The 6487-nt window shown below is 73.7% G+C and carries 6 protein-coding genes and 1 pseudogene; 5 read left to right on the top strand and 2 right to left on the bottom strand.

What is annotated here, in order from left to right; translation table 11 throughout:
• Positions 1-97: 97 nt before the first annotated feature.
• Positions 98-313 (bottom strand): hypothetical protein, encoded by a 216-nt coding sequence (locus AB0L45_RS38725; protein ID WP_365848494.1) that lies wholly within the window; start codon positions 311-313, stop codon positions 98-100.
• 374 nt (positions 314-687) lie between these two features.
• On the opposite strand from AB0L45_RS38725, the pseudogene AB0L45_RS38720 reads away from it, so the two are divergent.
• Positions 688-1383: pseudogene (locus tag AB0L45_RS38720) on the top strand (aspartate/glutamate racemase family protein); the annotation flags it as partial.
• An 18-nt stretch (positions 1384-1401) separates the two neighbouring features.
• Here the strand turns inward: AB0L45_RS38720 and AB0L45_RS38715 are convergent.
• Complete coding sequence (locus tag AB0L45_RS38715) at positions 1402-2685, bottom strand: MFS transporter (RefSeq protein ID WP_365848493.1); 1284 nt, start codon at positions 2683-2685, stop codon at positions 1402-1404.
• Between the two features lie 140 nt (positions 2686-2825).
• On the opposite strand from AB0L45_RS38715, the gene AB0L45_RS38710 reads away from it, so the two are divergent.
• The 4 genes from AB0L45_RS38710 to AB0L45_RS38695 all read left to right on the top strand — a co-directional run bounded on the left by AB0L45_RS38710 (position 2826) and on the right by AB0L45_RS38695 (position 6454).
• On the top strand, positions 2826-3758 hold the full coding sequence (locus AB0L45_RS38710; RefSeq protein ID WP_365848492.1) for a LysR family transcriptional regulator: 933 nt from the start codon (positions 2826-2828) through the stop codon (positions 3756-3758).
• Between the two features lie 201 nt (positions 3759-3959).
• On the top strand, positions 3960-5267 hold the full coding sequence (locus AB0L45_RS38705; RefSeq protein ID WP_365848491.1) for a phytase: 1308 nt from the start codon (positions 3960-3962) through the stop codon (positions 5265-5267).
• A gap of 105 nt (positions 5268-5372) precedes the next feature.
• Complete coding sequence (locus tag AB0L45_RS38700; protein WP_365848490.1) at positions 5373-5963, top strand: hypothetical protein; 591 nt, start codon at positions 5373-5375, stop codon at positions 5961-5963.
• Complete coding sequence (locus tag AB0L45_RS38695; RefSeq protein WP_365848489.1) at positions 5960-6454, top strand: RDD family protein; 495 nt, start codon at positions 5960-5962, stop codon at positions 6452-6454. The genes AB0L45_RS38700 and AB0L45_RS38695 overlap by 4 nt, the downstream gene beginning before the upstream one ends.
• Positions 6455-6487: the final 33 nt, after the last annotated feature.

The following is a 6487-nucleotide window of genomic DNA, read 5'->3' as shown; positions in this document are numbered from 1 at the left end:
CGGTCGCCGAGGAGCTGGGCATGGGGCGGCCCCGCGTCCTCTCCCGCTACGGCCTGCACGCTGCGGCCGACCGCTGGGAGGAGGAGTACGGCCCCCGCTACTTCTTGATCCAGCCCTTCTCCACCAGGGCGTCGCACGTGGCCACCGGATCCTTCTTCCCCTTGTACTGCTTCTTCACTTCCTTGAGGCAGTCGGCGTACGGGAACGGCGGACCGCTCTTCTCCTGCCGGGAGTCCGCCGTCGCGGCCGCCCCGCTGCACAGCACACCGCTCATCGCCACCGCCGCCGCCAGGGCGAAGCTCATCCGTCGCATGCTCGTCTCTCCTTGGTTCTCCCTGCGCCGGAGCCCAGCGCTCCGGACGCGCACGAGCCTTCCGGCGGCCCGTCCGGAAACGGCGGCACGAAAGGACTCGTCCACGCCCAACGAGCCGGTGCAGAGCGGGAAACGCCCTTTGGTCCGGGATCGCACCGTTTGCCACGGTCACGCAGTCCTTACGAGTGGAACGCGGGACGCAGCGCCCCTCACCGCCCGCCTTCCGTACCACTTCCCCCCGATTGGCCATGCCGTCCGGACCGCCCGCCTGGCCACAATTCCTGCCCGGCACACCGGCGTCCGACCGGCCGCCGCACCAGAGCGCAGGGAGAACAGGCATGACCGGATACGCCGGCGGGCTCAGGATCGCCGTCATGGACGTGGGCATCGGGCTGCTGGGAGCGGCCGCGGCGGTACGCCGGCTGCGCCCCGACGCCGACCTCGTACTGGCCTCGGACCCCGACGGCATGCCGTGGGGGCCGCGCACTCCGCAGGACATCACGGCCCGCGCGCTCGCCGTCGCCGAGTCGGCCGCCGCGTACCGCCCGCAGGCGCTGATCGTCGCCTGCAACACCGCCACCGTGCACGCCCTGCCGGCCCTGCGCGCCCGCTTCGAACCCGGACTGCCCGTCATCGGCACGGTCCCGGCGGTCCGGCCGGCGGCCGCGGGCGGCGGCCCCGTCGCCGTCTGGGCCACCCCGGCCACCACCGGAAGCCCGTACCAGCGCTCCCTGATCCGGCGGTTCGCCGCCGGCGTGCCCGTCACGGAGGTCCCGTGCCCCGGCCTGTCCGACGCCGTGGAGCACGCGGACGAAGCCGCCGTCGACCGCGCGATCGCCGCCGCGGCACGGCGCACCCCGGACGACGTCACCGCCCTCGTACTCGGCTGCACCCACTACGAACTCGTCGCCGAACGCATCCGCACGGCCCTCCGACGCCGCGACCGGCCACCCCTCACCCTCCACGGTTCGGCCCACGCAGTCGCCACCCAGGCCCTACGCCGCACAGGCCACCCCCCAGCCCCCCAGGCCCCCGCCACAGGCACCCTGACGACACTCCTCAGCGGCCGCCGGGCTCCCCTTCCACCCTCAGTACGGACCTACCCAGAGAGCCACCTCCTCCTCCGGAACCACCCCAAGGCCCCCCTCCCCCCCTGCCGGGACGCGCCGGGGCAGGAGCAGCGGGGTCGCGAGGATGAGGAGGCCGGCGGTCGTGATGGCGGTGCGGGGAGTGGTGAGGGTGGCGAGCAGGCCCCACAGGGCGGTCAGCGCCGCGGTGGTGAGTTTGCCGGTCACCGTCCATGCGGACAGGGTGCGGGCAACGCGGTCCGCCGGCGTCAGCTCCAGCCGGTACGTGGCGAGCACCGGAGTGAAGACGCTCATGCAGAAAATCATGCCCAGCTCGACCACCATGACCAGCAGCAGCCCGGAAGCACCGGGGTGGAGCAGAGTCAGACCGAGCAGCCAGCAGACCCGCAGTGTCCCGGCGGTACGCAGCACCGCGTGCCGCCCGTGGCGCGCGACCAGCCGACGGCACAGCCGCGAGCCGACCAGGCCGCCGAGGCACGGCACCGCGAAGGCGAGCCCGTACTGCCAGGGCGCGAAGCCGAGGGGGCCGAGCATGAGGACGGTGAGGAGCGGCTGGGTCGCCATGGTCAGCCCGTTGACCAGGGCCGTGTTCAGGAACAGCGGGCGCAGCGCCGGGTGGCCCAGGATGTACCGCCATCCTTCGAGCAGGCCGGCGGCGCGTGATGGCGGCGAGATTGCGGTGCGGGCCGGGCGGGGTTCCCGACCGCCGATCGCCCGGATTCCGGCGGCCGAGAGCAGATAGCTGACCGCGTCGGCGAGTACGGTCACCACCGGCCCGCACAGCGCGACCGCGGCTCCGCCGAGCGGCGGTCCCAGGACGGTCGTGGTCCAGGTCGTCGTCTCGAAGCGTCCGTTGGCGACGAGCAGGTCCGCCGGCCGGACGAGCTCCTTCAGGCAGGCGCCGGCGGCGGCCCGGAACGTGATGTCGGCCGCGGCGACCACGACCGCCACGATCAGGAGCTGGGCCAGACCGAGCCGCCCGAGCACGAACGCGGCGGGAACGCTCGCCAGCGCGGCGCACCGGGCCAGGTCCATCGCGATCATGACGGGCCGCTTGCGGCGGAACTCCACCCACGGGCCGAGCGGCACCGCCAGCACCGCTCCCACGGCCGCGCCCGCCGCCGCGAGCGACGCCACCTCGGCGGGCCCCGCATGCAGCGCCAGGACAGCGATCAGCGGGAACGCGTCGAAGGCGATCCCGGTCCCGAGTGCGCTGACGGTGTACGACGCCCACAGCCACCGGAACCCCCGTCCCAGCGACGGCTCCCGCCTCGCCCCTCTCATGTCCGTGCTTCTCCCGTCGTTCCTGACCCGTCGCGTGCGCCGTCCGGCCGGCCCGGACATCGAAGCCGGGCGGGCGTGTGGGGCGCAAACAACCGGCGCATGCCTGCTGTACAACCTTTGGTTGTAGGTAGCGTGTGCGGGTGGATCTCAACGCCGTGCGCACCTTCGCCGCCGTCGCCGAAACCGGGCAGTTCCAAGAGGCCGCCGCCCTCCTGTCAGTCACGCAGCAGGCCGTTTCCAAGCGCATCGCCGCCCTGGAGAAGACCCTGGGGGCACGGTTGTTCATCCGTACGGCGCGTGGGGCGCAGCTCAGTTTCGACGGGCAGGCGTTCCTGCCGCACGCCCGTGAGCTGCTGCGGGTCGCCGATCGGGCGGTCGCTTCCGTACGGCCCGGGAGCCGCGCCCTGCGCGTCGACGTGATCGGCCGACGCCTCGCGCCGGCCGGTCTGCTGCGCGGTTTCCACCGCGCGCACCCTGGGACCGAGCTCGACGTGGTGACGCTCTTCGACGCCGAGGCGGCCATCGCGGCCGTCCGGTCCGGCGCGGTCGATGCGTCGTTCCGCGCCGTCACCGTGCCCGCGCGGCAGCTCCCCGACGGTGTCCTGGCCACCCGGGTCCTGGACGAGCCCGTCCAGCTGCTCACCGGCCCGGACCACCCGCTGGCCGACGCCGGCTCGGTCACCCCCGAGCGGCTGGCCGGGCACCGGATCTGGATGCCCGGTCTCGTCGCCGGGAGCGAGTGGGCGGCCTACTACGAGGAGTTCGCTGCCGCGTTCGGGTTCGGCATCGAGGTGACCGGGCCGGATTTCGGTACCGAGCCGCTTCTCGACACCGTCGCCGCCACGCCGACGCTGGCCACCTTGGTCGGCGAGGGGACGTCCTTCGTGTCGCCTGCCGGTCACGGTCTGCGGCGGATCGCCCTGGCCCGTCCGACACCGGTCTATCCGCACTGCCTGCTCCGGCGCGACGACAACCCGCATCCCGCGCTCGCCGCGCTCCGTGACTTCCTGGAGTCCGGGCTGCCGGGCCCGCTCCGCGCCGGGGGCATCTGGACGCCGGAGTGGGCGAGGTGACCGAGAACTGGTCATAGCGGATGCCCCGGCCGGTCGCCGCTCCAGGTGGGTGCCGTAGCCGGAAACCTTCAAGCAGGCGTGTTGCTCCGCTCGTTCACGTCCCGGTCGCGTCCTCGTCACGTTACCGTCTGTCAAGTCGTCACCCCAGGGCCCAAGAATCCCCGTGCTTCTCCCCGTCTTCCGAGATCAAGGAGCCTTCACGTGGCCACCTCCCCCAGCGCCCGGACGGCAAGACTGGCGCTCGCCACGGCACTTACCGCTCTGGGCCTCGCGGCCGTGCCGTTTCCGGCCGGGGCCGTTTCGGCCGGGCTGCCCGCCGTCACCCCGCGGGCCGAGACCGCGGCCCTGCACGACGACGCGGCCGGTGGCGACGCCGACGCCGACGACCCGGCGATCTGGCGCAACGCCGCCGACCCGGACCGCAGCCTGGTCATAGCCACCGCGAAACAGGGCGGCCTGCGGGTCTACGACCTCGACGCCCGCCAGGTGCAGTCGCTGCCCGCGCCCGCCGCGCCCGGTGCCGGTCACGCGCCCGGCCGCTTCAACAACGTCGACCTCGTGCACGGTCTGCGCCTGTCCGGGGGCCGCGCCGACCTCGCGGTGACCAGCGACCGCGGCAACGACCGGCTGCGCTTCTACCGCATCGACCGCGACCGGGCCGGCGGCCCGCTCACCGACGTGACGGACCCCGCGGCCCCGCCCGTCTTCTCCACCTCGCAGGAGGAGATCGACCAGCAGCGGACCGCGTACGGCCTGGCCACCTGGACCGACAAGGCCAGCGGCCGCTCGTACGCGCTGGTCAGCCGCCGTGAGCGGACGACCGTCGCGCTTCTGGAGCTCACCCCCGGCGCCGGCGGCACGGTCGGTTACCGCAAGGTCCGCACCCTGGACCTGCCCGCCGCCTTCCGCCTCCCGAACGGCACGTCCTGGTCCCCCTGCGCCGAGCCCGGTGAACTCCCGCAGGTCGAGGGGATGGTGGTCGACCCGGACAACGGCACGCTGTACGCGGGCCAGGAGGACGTCGGCATCTGGCGGCTGCGCGCCGACCTGACCGGCAAGCCCGAACTGATCGACAAGGTCCGTGAGTACGGCGTCCCGGGCACCTACGACGAGGCGACCGAGGAGTGCGTCGCGGGCGCCGACCCGGGCTACGGCGGCAAGCGGCTGACGGCGGACGTGGAGGGGCTGACGCTGGTCACCGAGCCCAAGGGCGACGGATATCTGCTGGCGTCCAGCCAGGGTGACAACACCTTCGTGGCGTACGACCGCGAGATCTCCGACGACAACGAGTACGAGGGCGGTTTCCGCGTCACCGCCGCCTCGGCCGCCCTCGACGGCTCGGAGGAGTGCGACGGCGCCGCCGCCCTGGCCGAACCGCTGGGCCGCAGGTACCCGAAGGGGCTGCTCGTCGTGCAGGACGGTCACGACGCTCCGGGTGACGGCGAACGGCCGTCGACCAACTTCAAGTTCGTCGACCTCGGGGACGTGCTGAAGGCCGTGGACGACTGATCCGCACCGCGCGGACTGCGGGGAGGCTGCCGGGACGGGCTCCGGCCGTGCGGTTCACCCGCGGCGGATGAGGCGTTTCGCGCCGCGCCGCGCTGCCATGCGGTCATGGGTGCACATCGCGGCGCCGAAGGCGCACTGGGAGCCGTCCTGTTGTTCGGCCCGCGGCTGGCGTTGGGTGCCGTGACGGCCGTGGGTACGGCGGCGGTCACGGCCGCCGTACGGCTCCACGACGGCGTCGAGCGGGTCCGGCGCGCCGCGCTGCGGCGGGCCGTCGCCGCGGTCGTCGCCCAGCTCGACCTGGACGCCCTGGTGGCGCGGGTCGACGTGGACAAGGTGGCCGACCGGGTGGACGTGGACCGGGTGGCCGACCGGGTCGACGTCGAACGGATCGCGCGCCGTGTCGACATCGACGCGGTGCTGGTCCGGGCGGATCCGGTCGCGCTCACCCGGCAGGTGCTCGAAGAGATCGACATCGGCAGGATCGTCAGGGACACCGGCGGCAGCATGACCGGCGACGCGCTGGACACCGTACGGCTGCGGGTCGCGCGGGCCGATCGGCTGGTGGACGCTTTCACCGACCGCCTGTTGCGACGGAACGGTACCGTTCCGTCGCAGCAGGCGGCACCGTCGTCCCGGAGCGACGGAGCCGCCGAGGGTCCGGAACCCGGCGCGCCGGCCGGCCGGACGCCTCCGTGAAACCTTCCCCGCCCGTCGGCACCCCTGCCCGACTCCAGGGCCGCACCGCCGGGCTGGTCTCCCGCACCCTCGCGGCCCTCACGGACGCCCTGGCCGTGCTGGGCATCGCCGTACTGACCGGGCTGGCCGTCGGAGCCGTCCGCTTCCTGGTGTTCGGGCCGCCGTTCACGGCACCGCGGCCGTCGGACCAGCTCACCGGTGCCTTCGGTTTCTGCCTCGCCGTCGGGTACCTGGCGGCGGGCTGGTCGGTGACGGGCCGGACCGTGGGCGGTCGGCTGATGGGGGTGCGGGTGGTGCAGCGTTCGGGGCGGCGGCTCCGTCCCGGCCGGGCCCTGTTCCGGGCCGTGCTGTGCGTCCTGCTGCCGCTGGGACTGTTCTGGGCACCGCTGAGCAGACGTGACGCGTCCGTGGCCGACCTCGTGGTCCGCAGCGCGGTCGTGTACGACTGGTACGGCGGGCGGAGGGGGCGGGGTGAACGGGGTGGGGAATGAGTGAGGTGGGGGGTGAACGGGGTGGACGGGGTG

The sequence above is a fragment of the Streptomyces sp. NPDC052496 genome, assembly GCF_040679095.1.
In the GTDB taxonomy this organism is placed as follows: domain Bacteria; phylum Actinomycetota; class Actinomycetes; order Streptomycetales; family Streptomycetaceae; genus Streptomyces.
Note: the sequence above shows the minus strand (reverse complement) of the source record. Positions and strands in the feature narration are given on the sequence as shown.